The sequence below is a fragment of the Rhodococcus sp. NPDC003348 genome, from assembly GCF_053589375.1.
On the sequence record NZ_JBSFRT010000073.1, the window covers coordinates 1 to 14,328 of the forward strand.

At 69.3% G+C, this 14,328-nt stretch carries 16 protein-coding genes; 11 read left to right on the top strand and 5 right to left on the bottom strand.

The genetic code is table 11. The features are described 5' to 3' along the window. Positions 1 to 96 precede the first annotated feature (96 nt). The 3 genes from ACWDU4_RS27570 to ACWDU4_RS27580 are packed head-to-tail and all read left to right on the top strand — an operon-like array spanning position 97 to position 2,642. Complete coding sequence (locus ACWDU4_RS27570) at positions 97 to 981, top strand: DUF6282 family protein (RefSeq protein ID WP_450117142.1); 885 nt, start codon at positions 97 to 99, stop codon at positions 979 to 981. A gap of 32 nt (positions 982 to 1,013) precedes the next feature. Beyond that, positions 1,014 to 1,853 (top strand): mycofactocin-coupled SDR family oxidoreductase, encoded by an 840-nt coding sequence (locus ACWDU4_RS27575; protein ID WP_450117143.1) that lies wholly within the window; start codon positions 1,014 to 1,016, stop codon positions 1,851 to 1,853. A gap of 27 nt (positions 1,854 to 1,880) precedes the next feature. Next, positions 1,881 to 2,642: an SDR family NAD(P)-dependent oxidoreductase gene (locus ACWDU4_RS27580; RefSeq protein ID WP_450117144.1), complete on the top strand. Its 762-nt coding sequence runs from the start codon at positions 1,881 to 1,883 to the stop codon at positions 2,640 to 2,642. Between the two features lie 76 nt (positions 2,643 to 2,718). On the opposite strand, the gene ACWDU4_RS27585 is transcribed toward ACWDU4_RS27580, so the two are convergent. The 3 genes from ACWDU4_RS27585 to ACWDU4_RS27595 are packed head-to-tail and all read right to left on the bottom strand — an operon-like array spanning position 2,719 to position 5,444. After that, a complete protein-coding gene (locus tag ACWDU4_RS27585) occupies positions 2,719 to 3,510 on the bottom strand; it encodes an SDR family NAD(P)-dependent oxidoreductase (RefSeq protein WP_450117145.1) in 792 nt (263 codons plus the stop codon). Positions 3,511 to 3,538: 28 nt separating this feature from the next. Beyond that, positions 3,539 to 4,561 (bottom strand): MaoC family dehydratase, encoded by a 1,023-nt coding sequence (locus ACWDU4_RS27590; RefSeq protein ID WP_450117146.1) that lies wholly within the window; start codon positions 4,559 to 4,561, stop codon positions 3,539 to 3,541. Between the two features lies 1 nt (position 4,562). Next, a complete protein-coding gene (locus ACWDU4_RS27595) occupies positions 4,563 to 5,444 on the bottom strand; it encodes an HpcH/HpaI aldolase/citrate lyase family protein (RefSeq protein ID WP_450117147.1) in 882 nt (293 codons plus the stop codon). A 208-nt stretch (positions 5,445 to 5,652) separates the two neighbouring features. On the opposite strand from ACWDU4_RS27595, the gene ACWDU4_RS27600 reads away from it, so the two are divergent. Genes ACWDU4_RS27600 through ACWDU4_RS27615 form a run of 4 tightly spaced genes read left to right on the top strand, consistent with a single transcriptional unit; the run spans position 5,653 to position 9,266 of the window. Further along, positions 5,653 to 6,807: an acyl-CoA dehydrogenase family protein gene (locus ACWDU4_RS27600; RefSeq protein ID WP_450117148.1), complete on the top strand. Its 1,155-nt coding sequence runs from the start codon at positions 5,653 to 5,655 to the stop codon at positions 6,805 to 6,807. Between the two features lie 28 nt (positions 6,808 to 6,835). Continuing rightward, a complete protein-coding gene (locus ACWDU4_RS27605) occupies positions 6,836 to 7,600 on the top strand; it encodes a GntR family transcriptional regulator (protein WP_450117149.1) in 765 nt (254 codons plus the stop codon). A 3-nt stretch (positions 7,601 to 7,603) separates the two neighbouring features. Further along, positions 7,604 to 8,056 carry a MaoC family dehydratase gene (locus ACWDU4_RS27610; RefSeq protein ID WP_450117150.1) on the top strand — a complete coding sequence of 151 codons (453 nt, stop codon included), beginning with the start codon at positions 7,604 to 7,606 and terminating at the stop codon, positions 8,054 to 8,056. A 13-nt stretch (positions 8,057 to 8,069) separates the two neighbouring features. Beyond that, positions 8,070 to 9,266: an acetyl-CoA C-acetyltransferase gene (locus ACWDU4_RS27615; RefSeq protein ID WP_450117151.1), complete on the top strand. Its 1,197-nt coding sequence runs from the start codon at positions 8,070 to 8,072 to the stop codon at positions 9,264 to 9,266. Between the two features lie 66 nt (positions 9,267 to 9,332). Here ACWDU4_RS27615 and ACWDU4_RS27620 read toward each other — a convergent pair whose 3' ends face one another. Then, the gene (locus tag ACWDU4_RS27620; protein ID WP_450117152.1) at positions 9,333 to 10,094 is read right to left on the bottom strand and encodes a crotonase/enoyl-CoA hydratase family protein; all 762 of its coding nucleotides are present in this window, start codon (positions 10,092 to 10,094) and stop codon (positions 9,333 to 9,335) included. Positions 10,095 to 10,273: 179 nt separating this feature from the next. Continuing rightward, positions 10,274 to 11,011 (bottom strand): FadR/GntR family transcriptional regulator, encoded by a 738-nt coding sequence (locus tag ACWDU4_RS27625; protein WP_450117153.1) that lies wholly within the window; start codon positions 11,009 to 11,011, stop codon positions 10,274 to 10,276. 208 nt (positions 11,012 to 11,219) lie between these two features. Between ACWDU4_RS27625 and ACWDU4_RS27630 the strand changes: the two genes are divergently transcribed. The 4 genes from ACWDU4_RS27630 (at position 11,220) to pyrE (ending at position 14,283) form a co-directional block, all read left to right on the top strand. After that, positions 11,220 to 12,254, top strand: a complete 1,035-nt coding sequence (locus ACWDU4_RS27630; RefSeq protein ID WP_450117154.1) for a DUF5666 domain-containing protein — start codon at positions 11,220 to 11,222, stop codon at positions 12,252 to 12,254. 60 nt (positions 12,255 to 12,314) lie between these two features. Further along, positions 12,315 to 13,007: a hypothetical protein gene (locus tag ACWDU4_RS27635; protein WP_450117155.1), complete on the top strand. Its 693-nt coding sequence runs from the start codon at positions 12,315 to 12,317 to the stop codon at positions 13,005 to 13,007. 129 nt (positions 13,008 to 13,136) lie between these two features. Then, positions 13,137 to 13,670: a LemA family protein gene (locus ACWDU4_RS27640; protein WP_450117156.1), complete on the top strand. Its 534-nt coding sequence runs from the start codon at positions 13,137 to 13,139 to the stop codon at positions 13,668 to 13,670. Positions 13,671 to 13,752: 82 nt separating this feature from the next. Continuing rightward, positions 13,753 to 14,283, top strand: coding sequence for an orotate phosphoribosyltransferase (gene pyrE / locus ACWDU4_RS27645; RefSeq protein WP_450117157.1), 531 nt, complete (start codon positions 13,753 to 13,755; stop codon positions 14,281 to 14,283). Positions 14,284 to 14,328: the final 45 nt, after the last annotated feature.

Consider the following 14,328-nt stretch of genomic DNA (forward strand, 5'->3'; position numbering starts at 1 on the left):
CCCCGACGCTCTTCCGATCTGAGGGCTCCCCTCGCCCCGGGGCGTTTCACATGGGTGGAGCGCCCGGCGTTCCGTCCCGATCGGGAGAACAGTTCGATGACACAGCGCAACTCGGGGTTGGTGGAGATAGCACTCGACGGTGCGATCGACATGCACACCCACTTCGGCCCGGAGCACCTCGTCGAGCACGTGGTCAAGACGCCGCACAGTGTCGACCCGATCCAGGCCGCCCGGGAGGCCGCCGAGCACGGCATGCGGGCCATCGTGCTCAAGGCGCACGAGTTTCCGTCCACCATCGCCGCGTACTTCGCGAACCAGGCTGTGCCCGAGGTGACGTCGATCGCCGGCATCTGCCTCGACCACCCCGTCGGCGGGCTGAACCCGCACGCCGTCGAGTGCGCCCTCCGGGGCGGCGCGCAGGTGGTGTGGCTGCCGACACTGTCCGCGGTGTCCGACGCCCCGGCGAAGGTCCGCACGTTCTTCGGTGTCGACGAGGGAATCCGCGTCATCGACGCAAACGATGAGTTGCTGCCCGAGGTGCGCCAGATCCTCGACCTCATCAGCGAATACGACGCCGTCCTGGCCACCGGCCACGTCTCCACGGCCGAACACTTCGCGGTGGCCCGCGAATACGCTCGGCGCGGACGGGTGATCGTGACGCATGCGTTGCATGCGACCACCGGACCGCGTCTGACCCTGCAGGAGGTCGCTGAACTCGCCGAACTCGGGGCCTACATCGAGTTTGCCGCGCACACCTGCATGGGTGAGCCGTCGACGTTCGAGTCCGTGGTGGCGGCGATCCGGCGTATCGGACCGGAGAGGTCGGTCCTCGCAACGGACTACGGCTGGACCACGAAGGTTCCCCACCCCGCAGCGGGACTGGGCACGTACGTCAACGCCCTCTGGGACGAGGGCATGACCGAGGCCGATCTCCGGGTGATGGCATGCGACAACCCGGCACTTCTGCTCGGGATGAAGTAGTTCGAATTGATATCAGCGGGAAAGGAATTGTCATGAATCAGGGTCAAGGGCGGGTCGCAGGCAAGGTTGCCTTCATCACGGGCGCCGCACGCGGACAGGGGCGTTCGCATGCGCTGCGGCTCGCTCGCGAGGGCGCCGACATCTACGCGACGGACGCGTGTGAGGACATCAAGTCGCTCAGCTACGGGATGGCGTCCGAGGAGGATCTCGCGGAGACGGCCCGCCTGGTCGCCGAGACCGGCCGCCGGATCATCACCCGCAAGGTCGACGTCCGTGACCAGGCCGGACTCGACGCGGCCGCGGCCGACGCCGTCGAGCAGTTCGGCAGCCTCGACATCGTCAGCGCGAACGCGGGCATCTGCGGCTGCCGTCCCACCGTCGAACTCACCGAGGACGAGTGGCAGGACATGATCGACGTCAACCTCACCGGGGTGTGGAAGACGGCGAAGGCCACGATTCCACAGATGCTCGCGACCGGCGGGGGATCGATGGTCCTCACCAGCTCGGTGGTCACGTACAGCGGGTCCCGCAACGTCGCGCACTACAACGCCTCGAAGCACGGTGTGATCGGTCTCATGCAGACCCTCGCCGCCGAGTACGGCGGGCAGGGAATCCGCGTCAACGCCGTGCATCCCGGCAATGTCGGCACCGACATGCTCTTCAGCGAGTCGACTCTCCGCGTCTTCTGCCCGGACCTCGAGAACCCGACGATCGAGGACCTGCGCGAGCGTGCCCGCGGACGCAACGTCATGGACCTCGCCTGGGTCGAGCCCGAGGACATCACCAACGCGGTGCTGTGGTTGGCATCCGAGGAGTCCCGCTACGTCACCGGCGTCTCGATTCCCGTCGACTGCGGTCTGCGGATCAGCTGACACCCGCGAAACCTGAAGGAGCACAGCATGAGTTCAGCACGCAACGACGGACGCAAGGTCCTGCTGACCGGCGGCGCCGGCGGCATCGGCGCCGCGGCGGCCCGGCGGCTCGCGGCCGAGGGTGCCGCGGTCGCGATCCTCGACCGAGATGGTGACGCGGCACAGGCACTGGCGGACGAGCTGGTCGCAGCCGGCGGCACGGCCGTGGCCGTGGCCGCCGACGTCTCCGACGCGGAGTCCGTCGGGCCCGCCGTCGAACACGCGGCCGCTCAGCTCGGTGGCCTCGACGGCATCGTCACCTGCGCGGGTATCGCCCGGTCCTCGCTCGTGCACGAGATGAGCCTCGAGGACTGGAACGACGTCGTCGGGATCAACCTGACCGGCTCCTTCCTCGCCGTCCGGGCCGCGCTGCCGCACATGCTCGAGGCGCCTCGGTCGTCGGTGGTGACCATCGGGTCGGTGGCCTCGCTGATCTCCGCGAACACCAACACCTGCAGCTACGACGCCTCCAAGGCCGGTGTCCTCGGCCTGACCCGGTCCATCGCGATCGGGTACGCGGACCGCGGCGTGCGCGCCAACGCCCTGTGCCCCGGTGTCGTGGACACCCCGCTGGCCCGCAAGGCCCGCGAGAGCGGTGGCGTCACCAGCTCCGCGCTGGATCGCACCCCGCTGGGCCGGCGCGCCGAGGTCGACGAGATGGCCGCGGTGATCGCCTTCCTGATCTCCGACGAATCCTCGTACATGACCGGCTCGACGGTCACGGCGGACGGGGGGCTGACGACGCAGTAGCGCACTCGAACATCAGACACAAAGGCTCGGGGAGGGAACGGAATTCCGTTCCCTCCCCGAGCCTTTGTGCTGATCGTCAGAACGCGCTACGTCCACCGTCGACCGTGTAGATGCCGCCGGTCACCCAGTCGGCCTCGTCGCTGGCCAGGAACAGAGCGATCGAGGCCAGGTCGTCGGGGGTGCCCAGCCGGCGCAGCGGGAAGCGTGACGCGGCGTCGGCGTCGAGCGCGATCTGATCCGCGTCCGGCGCCGCCGCACCGCGGTCCACCCGAGACTGGTAGACCAGCGGCGTCGGGATGGTGCCGGGGCAGATGGCGTTCACGCGGACATTGTCCGGTCCGTACGTGACGGCCATCTGCTTCGTCATCGCCACAACGCCGCCCTTGGCGGCGGTGTACGGGAAGATCCCGGGCAGGCCGATCAGTCCACCCATGCTGGCCTGGTTGATGATCGACCCCGTGCGGCGCTCGATCATGTGGGGTAGCGCGTACTTCGAGGTGAGCCACACACCCTTGAGGTTGACCGCGATCACCATGTCCCACTCGTCCTCGGTGGTGTCGGCCGCATTGCCCGCGCCGTTGACGCCGGCGTTCGCGAACACCACGTCGAGCTGACCGAACTCGGCGAGGGTCTCGGCCACCATGCGCTGCGAATCGGCGTCCGAGGTCACGTTCGCGGTGACCGGCAGCGCGCGTCCGCCCGCGGCGGCGATCTCGTCGGAAACCGAGACGGCCGCAGCCGGATCCAGGTCGACGACGGCGACGGCGGCGCCCTCGGCGCCGAATCGGAGGGCCGAGGCGCGGCCGAGGCCCGAACCCGCGCCGGTGACGAGTGCGATCTTGCCGGCCAGACGTCCGGTGCTGCTCATGAAGATGCCTTTCGGGAGTGGTTGTGGATCACGCGAACAGGGCGGTGAACCGCCAGTCGAGCACCGGCACCGGGGCCTCGTCGCCGCGTGCATTGGGTGGCTCGCCACCGCGGTGGGCGTGAACAAGGGAACGCAGGTGCAGCACACCGCCGGTGGCCAGCGCCTCGGCGGATTCGACGTGCAGTTCGCTGGTGAGGGTGTCGCCCTCGTGGACGGGGCCGGTGTGGTCGCACGACTGCCAGCCGAGGACGGTCACGAGGTTGGGCAGGGCCCGGCAGGCCTGGGCGAGGGCGAGCCCGATGGTGTGGCCGCCGTACACGAGCCGACCTGCGGCGCCGACCCGTTCGTCGTGGTGGGTCGCGGCGATGTTGAGGGTCAGCCGCGCGAGTTCCGGTGCGCCGGTGACGACGTCGCCGCTCGAGGTGAAGACGGTGCCGACCAGTGCCGGATCGAAGTGCGTGCCGGCCACCCGTGCGCGGTACGCGTCCAGATCCAGGCCGGCCGGAACCGTCCACGTCGGCGCGTCCTGCGGTCCGATCGAGGACAGGTCGTCGGCCGGTCCGGGGAGCCCGGGATCGATGCCGGGCCGCAGCGGCAACATGGCGCAGCGGTAGAAGTCGAGGACGACCTCTCCGTGCTGATCGGTGGTGCCGATGCGCAGCGCGGCCAGACCGGTGGCCGGGCGCCCGGGCCTGGCGGAGTTCTGCTTCAGACCGACGACTTCGGTTGTGGTGTAGAGGGTGTCACCGATGTGGGGAAGCCGGTGGAAGCGCAGGCCGCGGTAGAACAGGTTGGCCTTGACGTGGTGGGTGGCCAGCGTGGACTGGCCGATCGCGACGTCCGCAACGAGGCCCGCGTGCGCCACCGGTCCGCCCGCGACGACGGCGGACAGATGTGCGTCGAGCGGCAGGCGCAGGCGGTCCCCGAGGATCGCCTGGTGGGTGGCCGCGATCCCGTCGGTGAGCGTCACGCCGGGGGCGGTGTCGAACACCTGCCCCACCGCCAGTTCGTCGAAGTACGGTCCGCCGACCGCGCGGGTGGTGGTGGTCAAATCAGGCTCCGATCAGCGAGAGGGTGCGGCGGGCGGCGACGGCGACGGCCTCGTCGAGCATCTGGCCGTCGAGCTGTGCGGCGCCGGCGCCGCGGGCCTCCGCCTCCTCGAGTGCGGCCAGGACGCGCCGGGCCTGGTCGGCCTGATCGTCGGTCGGGGTGAAAGTCTCCTGGGCGGTGGCGATCTGGGCGGGGTGAATGACCCATTTGCCGTCGAATCCGAGGTCGGCGACCCACCGGGCGGACTCGCGGAAGGTCGCGTCGTCGGCGATGCCGAGGAACGGGCCGTCGACGGCCTGGATGCCGGCGGCGCGCGCGGCGTGCAGCACGCGGTCCTGGACGAACAGCCACTGCTGCGGTGTCGCGGTGCGGGAACGGCCGAGGACGGCGCCCAGGTCGGCGTATCCGATGATGACGGCGGTCAGGCGGGGGCCGGTGACGATCTCGTCGATCGCGCCGATTCCCGTCGGTGTCTCGATGAGTGCCTGCACCGGAAGGTCAGCGGCGCCGGCGCTGGTGAGGATCGCGTCGGCCTCGACCAATGCGGCGCGGCTCTCCACCTTCGGGATCACGACCGAGGTGAGTGCGTCGCCGAGTGCGGCGCACGCCCGCAGGTCGTCGGCGAACCATCGGGTGTCGGGGCCGTTGATGCGGATCGAGACGGTGCGCTGCCCGCCGTGTTCGCGGATCAGGTCCGACACGAGCGTGCGCGCGGAGTCCTTCAGCGCGGTGGTGACGGCGTCCTCGAGGTCGAGAACCACCTCGTCCGCGGCCGCCCCGAGCGCCTTGCGTGCCTTGCGCTCGTCGGATCCGGGGGCGACGAGGGCCGCTCGTCGACGTACTTCTCTCACGTGGCGGTTCCTTCTCGATCGTGTGCGTGACATGCACAAATGTACGGCCATGGCGATGCGGCGGAGACTCCCCGCCGGCGCGGGTCGGGGGCGGTCCGGCGGGCCCTTTCGGGAGTCTTCCAGCCACGACAAGACCATGTCAATGCTTATCATGATTGACATTTTCTTCCGGCTGCTCGACCATGGCCGTACAAATTCTTTCCGGGCTCGGCGAGCCCGCTACACGGTGAGGACGTCCCGCGTGAGCTACTACCTGAACGACGAAGAAGCCTTCCTGGTGAAGACGGTGCGAGAGTTCGTCGACCGTGAGGTGAAGCCGACGGTGCAGGAGGTCGAGCACGCCAACGAGTACCCCGAGCAGTGGATCGAGCAGATGAAGCAGATCGGCATCTACGGTCTGGCGATCTCGGAGGAGTACGGCGGTGCGCCGGTGTCGATGCCGTGCTACGTGCAGGTCACCGAGGAGTTGGCGCGCGGCTGGATGTCGTTGTCCGGGGCGATGGGTGGGCACACCGTCGTCGCGAAGCTGATCGGTCTGTTCGGTACCGAGGAGCAGAAGCGCACGTACCTGCCGAAGATGGCGACCGGAGAGATCCGCGCGACCATGGCGCTCACCGAGCCGGGTGGCGGCTCGGACCTGCAGGCGATGACCACGAACGCCAAGCGTGACGGGGACGACCTGGTGATCACCGGCGCCAAGACGTGGATCACCAACGCACGACGCTCGGGTGTCATCGCGCTGCTGTGCAAGACGGATCCGGCCGCGACTCCGCGGCACCGGGGGATCTCGATCGTCCTCGTCGAACACGGTCCGGGACTGACGGTCTCGCGGGACCTGCCCAAGCTCGGCTACAAGGGGGTGGAGAGCTGCGAGTTGTCGTTCGACAACTACCGGATCCCGGCGACGGCGATCCTCGGCGGCATCGAGGGTAAGGGCTTCGGGCAGATGATGAAGGGTCTCGAGACGGGCCGCATCCAGGTTGCCTCGCGCGCGCTGGGTGTCGCCGCCGCGGCGCTGGAGGATTCGCTGGCGTACGCGCAGCAGCGGGAGAGCTTCGGGCAGCCGATCTGGAAGCACCAGTCGATCGGCAACTACCTCGCGGACATGGCGACCAAGCTGACCGCCGCCCGCCAGCTCACCCGGCACGCCGCCGAGAAGTACGACGCCGGGGACCGCTGCGACATGGAGGCGGGCATGGCCAAGTTGTATGCGTCGGAGGTGGCGATGGAGATCGCCCTGAACGCGGTGCGCATCCACGGCGGCTACGGCTACTCCACCGAGTACGACGTGGAGCGCTACTTCCGGGACGCGCCGCTGATGATCGTCGGCGAGGGCACCAACGAGATCCAGCGCAACGTCATTGCCGGGCAGCTCGTCGCCCGCGGCGGTCTGTGACCGGCTGTGACATGAACAGCGCTGTGACATGAACGGTACGGGGCCGGCCTACGCGCAGCTCGTCCGCCGGATTCGCGACGAGGTGGCGTCGGGCGCCTACGCCGACGGTGTCCGGCTGCCGACCGAGGCGGAACTCGTTCGGCAGCACGGGGTCAGCCGGCAGACCGTCCGGCGTGCGTTCGCCGACCTCGTCGCGGACGGTGTCGTCTATCGCGTACCGGGGCGCGGGACCTTCGTCGACGAGACGGGCCACCGCTACCGTCGACAGCTCGGGTCGATCGAGGACCTGCTCGAACTCGCTTCGGACACCACCATGGAGATCCTCGTGCCGCCGCGGCGCGGGGTCGACATCGACGCCGCCAGCCGGCTCCGGCTGGACACCGATCTGCTGTATTCGGTGGTGTTGCGCCGGTTGCACGACACGGTCCCGTTCGCGTACACCACCGTGTACCTGCCCGACGCGGTGGCCGCCCACCTCCTGGAGGCCCCGGAGCTGGCCGTCGGCGCGAGGAGTCGCAACACCGTGATGGGCCTGCTCGAACCCCATCTGACGAGTCCGATCGCCGAAGCCGCCCAGTCGATCACGGTCGCGCCGGCCACCGAGGTCGTGGCCGGCGAATTGTGCTGTGCGGTAGGCCATCCGTTGCTCCGGGTCGACCGGCTATACACGAACGGACTCGGCGAGGCGACCGAGTTGTCCGTGAGCTTCTTTCTGCCGGAGCACTACACGTATCGCGTGACCCTGCGGCGGTCCGATCGGCACAGACCCCCGCAACGACGACAGGAGTTGTGAATCATGAAGGTATTCCGGGGAATCGACGAGGTCGAGGCCGCCGTGGGAGATCACGTCGGCTACAGCGACTGGATCGAGGTCACCCAGGAACGCGTGGACGCCTTCGCCGACGCGACCGACGACCACCAGTGGATTCACGTCGATCCCGAGCGGGCGGCGGCGGGACCGTACGGCGGAACGATCGCGCACGGCTATCTGACGCTGTCGCTCCTCCCGGCACTCGGGAACCGGATCTTCGACGTCGACGGCGTCCGCATGAAGATCAACTACGGCGCCAACAAGGTCCGCTTCCCGGCACCCGTGCCGGTGGGTTCGAGGATCCGGTGCGGTGCCCGCATCGAATCTCTCGAGCGCACACCCAAGGGCGCCAACCTGATCACCGTGTACACCATCGAGATCGAGGGCGCGGAGCGTCCGGCGCTGGTCGCCGAGACCATCCGCGTCCTCGTCGACTGAGAGGGAACTTCACATGACACGCGCAGCTTTGGTTGCCCCCGTCCGGACTGCGGTCGGACGATTCGGCGGCGCACTCAGGGACGTGCAGGCCGTCACCCTGGCCACCACGGTGATCAAGGAGACCGTGGTGCGGTCGGGGATCGACCCGGAGCTCATCGACGATGTCGCGATGGGGCAGTCGTACGCGAGTTCCGAGGCCCCGTGCATCGGCCGCTGGGCCGCACTCGATGCGGGCCTGCCGATCTCGGTCGCCGGCCTGCAGACGGACCGTCGTTGCGGCACCGGACTCCAAGCGCTCGTGACCGCGGCGATGATGGTGCAGACCGGCGCTGCGGACGTCGTCCTGGCCGGCGGCGTCGAGTCGATGAGCAACATCGAGCACTACACCACCGGCGCGCGCTGGGGTGCCCGCTCCGGCGGTCTGCAGTTGTTCGACCGGCTCGACCGAGGTCGGGAACGGTCTCAGCCGGAATGGCGCTTCGGGCGGATCAGCGGAATGATCGAAACCGCCGAGAACGTGGCCGGCAAGTACGGGATCACCCGGGAGGATTCCGACGCGCTCGCCGCTGAGAGTCATCGCCGTGCCCACGAGGCATGGGAGGCAGGGCGATTCGATGCCGAGGTGGTTCCGGTGGAGATCACCGACCGCAAGGGGAACGTGACGACTTTCGCGCGCGACGAGGGGATCCGTCCCGACTCGACCGTGGAGTCCCTCGGGAAGCTGCGGGCGGTCACGCCCGGCGGGGTGGTCACCGCTGGCAACGCGAGCCAGCAGAACGATGCCGCGGCATCGGTTCTCGTCGTCTCCGAGGATCGCCTCGAGGAGCTGGGGCTCGAGCCGATCGGGTTCCTGGAAGGCTGGACGGCTGCGGGATGCGATCCCGCGCTGATGGGCCTCGGCCCGGTCGCGGCGGTGGAGAAGCTGTTCGCGCGCACCGGACGTCGCTTCGAGGACTTCGACCTCGTCGAACTCAACGAGGCGTTCGCCTGCCAGGTCCTCGGCGTCCTCGAGGGCTGGGGGTGGGACGACCGGGAACGGCTGAACGTCAACGGTTCCGGCATCTCGCTCGGGCACCCGATCGGCGCCACCGGGGTTCGCATGCTGACCACCGCGCTGCACGAACTGCAGCGCCGCGGTGGCGGGCGGGCGCTGCTGACCATGTGCATCGGTGGTGGTCAGGGCATGGCCGCGTCCGTCACGTCGGCCTGAGCTCCCACCCGCACGTGGGCCCGGACCGGTCACCGGTCCGGGCCCACGAACGTCTCGGCCGGGTGGTCAGCGTCCCCGCCAGACCGGGGCCCGCTTCTCCGCGAAAGCGCTGGCGCCTTCCTTCGCGTCCTCCGACGCGAACACCGGCAGCAGGACCTCGCGTTGACGGTCGAATGCCTCGTCGGGAGCCCACGCGGCCGCCTCGACGATGATCTTCTTGGTCGCGGCAACTCCGAGCGGCCCGTTCGCGGTGATCCGGTCCGCGAGTTCGAGTGCGGCCCCGAGAGCCTCGCCCGGCTCGGTCAGCCGATTGATCAGCCCGTACTCGTAGCCGTCCTCGGCGGTGAAGGTGTCACCCGTGAGTGCGAGTTCCATCGCCTTCGCGTACGGCATCCGGGTCGGCAGGCGGAGCAGTCCGCCCGCGCCGGCGGCGAGGCCGCGCTTGACCTCGGGGAGGCCGAACCGGGCGTTCGTCGCCGCCACCACGAGATCGGTCGCGAGGGTCAGTTCGGTTCCGCCCGCGAGTGCGTAACCCTCGACCGCGGAGATGATGGGCTTGGCCGGGGGACGATGGGTGAAGCCGAGGCCACGCCCCTCTACCAGGATCGTCTCGCCCGCAAGGAATGCCTTGAGATCCATTCCGGCGCAGAAGTTTCCGCCCGATCCCGTCAGGACGGCGACGGACAGTCCGGGATCCCCGTCGAGTTCGTCGACCGCCGCCGCGAGCCCGCGGCTCACCTCGGCGTTGATGGCGTTGCGGGAGTCGGGTCTGTTGATCGTGATCAGCAGGGTCCGGTCACGTCGTTCGAGCAGCACTGCATCCGTCATCGTGGGCACCTCTCGCCGGAAGAATAGTAATGATGATAATAATAAGCATGGCGAGGTGAAGGCGTCTGTCGCGGCGGGTGCGTGACGAATCGGCCGTTCCGTGGTGCCGGTGGCGTCGAGATCCGGGTGCGGCGAATGCGGAGACGGCTGCTACGGAGGAGCCGTGTTCCCGCGCAACGCTATTGGGCGGTCTCCCAGGTTACCGGCCGAGCGAGCACCTCGGGTCCGAGCTTGCGAAGAATCCTCGCCATCTCGTTCATGTGCGCAAGCATCGCTTCCTCGGCCAGATCCGCATCGCGCGCCCGCAGCGCCGCGACGACCTTTTCGTGTGCGGCCAGGTCCTTCTTCCGGTACTGCAACGGATAGCCGGCGAACATCGGGCCCTCGAAGATGCCGTCGAGGGCGTCGATCAGGTAGCCGAACAGGGCATTGCCCGACGCCCACGCCAGGATGTCGTGGAAGTCCTTGCTGGTCTCGTGGAAAAGCGACAGGTCCTTGAGGCTCTCGCCCATGCGGGTCACCGACTCGTCGAGCGCGGTGAGCTGCTCGTCGGTGATGCGCTCGGCGGCCAGCCGGGCATTCATCGGCTCGAGGCTCATGCGCACCTCGAGGAGGGTGTCGAGCGACGCCTTCTCGAACTGCAACAGCAGTGCGATGCTGTCGAGCAGATTCGACGCATCCGGCTTCTCGACGGTGGGCCCCCCGCCGGGGCCCGGCTTGAGCGACAACGCCCCCGACAACTCCAGGTATCGGAGGGACTCCCGCAGCGTGCCGCGGCCGACCTCGTACTCCTCGAGCATCACCCGCTCGGGGGGCAGGCGATCGCCGGGCCGCAGGTTCTTCCGGGCGATCTCGGCCACGATCCGCCGGGCCACGATCATCGCGGTCTTCTCCGGTCGATCGGATCTACCCGCCACCCTCACCACCTCCGCGCCCCGTACGCTCGACTCGAGTGGTGAACTTACAGCGTCTGCCCCCCGGGGTCGGGGATGCCCCGCCGGGTGGCGGGCAGGCGTCGGCGAGAACGAGCGCGGCCCGCCCGGGGTGGGGATCTCAGGATGCTTTCAGAATGCGTTCCTATCCTGGAGGGTCGGCCAGAACCGGCGGAAAGAGCAGGCCCGAATCATGAGCAACCCGGACGATCAGCGCACACCAGACGGCACCGAGGCTTTGCCCGTAGATCCCGACCCGACGTCGGAATGGGCGCAGCGCCCCGTGCCGGCGACCCCCGACCAGCCGACCGAACAGATCGGGTTCACCGCGGACCCCCATCAGGCGTACGGCGGCGCGGCGGGTGAGAGTCCCACCCAGGCGTACCCGACGCAGGCGTACCCGACCGAGGTGCACCCGACCCAGGCGTACCCGACGCAGGTGCACCCGACCCAGGCACACCCGACGCAGGCCTACCCCACGCCGGGGTATCCGGCGCAGGCTGCGTCCAACCCCACGCAGGCGTACCCGACGTACGACGCGTATCAGGGGCAGCCGCCGAACGCGACGCAGGCGTACCCGACGTACGACGCGTATCAGGGGCAGTCGCCGAACGCGACGCAGGCGTACCCGACGTACGACGGGTACCAGGGTCAGCCACCGATCCCGCCGCAGTCCTTCCCGGCGCCGGACGGGGCCGGTGGACCCGACGACGAGAAGAAGGGGCCGGGCAAGGGTGTCGTGATCGCCGCGGTCGCGGTCGCCGGACTGCTGCTGGCCGCGGTCGTCGGCCTCGGTGCGATGCTGCTCAGCTCCGGCGGCGACACCGCCGACACTGCGTCCGCGCCCACGACCACGCGCACCCAGCCGCCGGTCACCCCACGCCCGACGACACCGCCGCGCACCACGGAACCGGAAATCGAGCCCCCGGACCTCTCGCGGATCCCCGGTGGTGTCGGTGAGGCGATCGGCGCGGCGGGCGCGGCGGTCGGCAGCGTCAAGTCGAACGCCGGAGGCACCCTGATCCTCGACGGCATCGGCGGCTCGCAGGTCACCGTCACCACGGACGCGTCAACCAGGGTGATTGCGCTCGGTGCGAGTTCCGTGGCCGACCTCAAGGTCGGTGAGACCGTTCTGGTGCAGGGCGATCGCGGTGCCGACGGCACGGTGGCGGCCCGGGTCATCATCAGCACCTCGATCCCGGATCTGGGGGACTTCGGTGGCAACTGACGACACCGACTTCGAGCCGAGTGACGCGCACGGCGCTTCGGCTGGATATGGTGACGAGCGATGACGCTCATCTGGTTCGGACTCTCGGCGATCGCGCTCGCAGGCGCGATCGTGTTGTTGTACGTCGATCGCAGCCGCCGCGAGCAGTACGGACGCGTCCGGCAGATCTGGGCGAAGGCCCAGGGGTACATCTACAACGAGTCCGACGACCAACTGCCGTCCAATTGGCACCGGGCCGCGCTGGCCCGTCAGGAGTACCTCGGCGCGGTCGACGTCGTCCAGGGCACCCGACGCGGCGAGGACTTCGTGCTGTTCGACCTGCCGGAGGCGGTGACCATCGTCGCGGTGCGGCGGACGGTCGGCTCCGACGTCGACATCGACCTCCGGTTGAAGTCCACGCCGCCGCCGAAGGACGCCGACCTGAACCTGCTCGGCGCGATCGGTCCGCGGGTGGTGTTCGCCACCGACCTCGAGATCGCGCGACGGGTCTGCGACCAGCGGATGGTCACCTTTGCGGAGACGGTGCCGCCGCAGGTGCAGATGCTGTGGAGCGAGGGGGAGTGGACCCTCGGATCGCTGCCGGTCACGAGCAGCGGCCGGGACTGGGACGCCGCCATCGAGGCCGTCTCCCGTCTGTCCGGGATCCTGCACGTGCTGCCCCCGGTGTCGCAGCCGGCGAGCCTTCCCTCGGAGACCATCCACGACCCGGGGCGGCCGTTGCCGCATCCGCTGGACCTGCGCGCCGACGACTGATCTCCCCGGTCTGCCGGGCTCGGAACGAGGGCGTGTTACTGGTGTGGCGTGAGATGTCCAAAGTGAGTAGATTTCCCGCTCGTGACTGTTGTGGCGATAGTGGCTGTAGTTGCCGTTGTGCTGTGCTGCTTGGCGCTGACGGTTGTCCGTAGGACGCGTCGCTGCGAGGCGAACCTGACCGCGAGCAGGAACCTGCTCGACGCCGAACTCAGCCGCCGGTACGAGCAGACCGACCTCCTCGTCGCCGCCGCCCGCACGGCAGGAATGGACTCCGCCACCGTCGCACCGCTGGCCGGCGCACGGTCGCTCGCGATGGGCGTCCGCACCCAGGGGCTCACACTCGGCGAGCAGGCCGGTTCGGAGAACGCACTGTCGGCCGCGCTGCACCAGGTGATGACCGAGGCCGCCCGCGACCCGCGGATCAAGAACGACTGGACCGTCCAGCGGCCCGTCCTGGACCTGCAGGTCACCGAGCAACGCCTCGCCGGGGCCGCCCGCGTCTACAACGATCACGCTGCCGCGACGAACGCGCTGGTGCGCGGGATCGCGACCGGACCGATCGCCCGGCTCATCGGTGCTCGCGCGGTTCCGCTGTTCGAGGCCATGCAACTCCACGTCCCCACCGGCGAGCCGGTGCCGCTGGGGGAGGGCGCCGGCGTTTAGAACCCGGCGGTCCCGCCCCTCGTCCGTGCCGCGCAGCCGACTAGGCTGGCATGCCGACAACGCACGTGAGAAGGAGCGGTCGATGACGGAGAAAGCTGAGCTCGCCGGGCTCGTACGGGAGCTGGCTGTGGTCCACGGAAAGGTCACCCTGTCATCCGGCAAGGAGGCCGACTACTACGTGGACCTTCGCCGCGCGACGCTGCACCACCGCGCCGGACCGCTGATCGGCAAGCTGCTGCGCGAGATGGTCGCGGACTGGGAGTTCGACGCCGTCGGCGGCCTGACCATGGGCGCCGACCCGGTCGCGCTCGCCGTGATGCACGCCCCCGGCCGGCCGATCGACGCGTTCGTGGTGCGCAAGGCCGCCAAGGCGCACGGCATGCAGCGGCAGATCGAGGGACCCGATGTCACCGGCAAGCGCGTGCTCGTCGTCGAGGACACCACCACCACCGGCAACTCGCCGCTGACCGCGGTCAAGGCGCTGCGTGAGGCCGGCGCGATCGTCGTCGGTGTCGCGACCGTCGTCGACCGGGCCACCGGCGCCGACGACGTGATCGCCGCCGAGGGCGTCGAGTACCGCTCCCTGCTCGGACTTTCGGACCTGGGGCTCTAGGCAGCTCCGCTGCTCGTGCGTGGTTTGCGGGTCCCGGGACCCGCC